The following is a 606-nucleotide window of genomic DNA, read 5'->3' on the forward strand; positions in this document are numbered from 1 at the left end:
CTTTCACCTTACAGGGACAGCATCATCTGGGGGTTTCTGTATTGGCTCTGACCGACATGGAAGAAACTCCGCACTTATCACCCGAACCAAAATTGTGGCAGCTCGTTAATGAAGAATTAACCACAGGTGGAGGCCTGTTAGATCTCGCAATCCCTAAAAATTGTGCTGAATTTCTCGCTACAGGTTACGGATATACCCACCATCAGAATGATAAAACAACCTGTGCAGCAAAGATCCAACTCGACACCCTTGAAAAAACATTGATTGTCACCGGCGATCGCCATTGGGTTAATGATCATTCCACTGCACCATTACCTTTTTCAAAAATGGGTCTTGGTTGGAGCAATGCGTTTGGCGGTCCACAATTTGCCGAAAACCTGCATGGCAAAGGTGTCGCGGCCGAACAACTTAGCGCTGGAAGTATTCAGAGACTGCCTAATATTGAATCACCACAGTCTAGATTAACCTCGCCACACCAACATATTTTACCGGCCAGCTTTGACGCAATAGACATCACCAGCCCACGCCGTTTTTCTCACATGGGTAAAAACTATGATGCTGATTGGTTAGAGAATGAATTCCCTGGCTTTGCCAATGATATCGACT

The 606-nt window shown here is 45.7% G+C and carries 1 protein-coding gene; it reads left to right on the plus strand.

Annotated features, from left to right (window positions below; genetic code table 11):
• On the plus strand, positions 1 to 606 hold a 606-nt coding region (locus FTA91_RS05900), incomplete at both ends, for a DUF2169 domain-containing protein (RefSeq protein ID WP_145583063.1).

The sequence above is a fragment of the Yersinia thracica genome (assembly GCF_902170565.1).
In the GTDB taxonomy this organism is placed as follows: Bacteria; Pseudomonadota; Gammaproteobacteria; order Enterobacterales; family Enterobacteriaceae; genus Yersinia; species Yersinia thracica.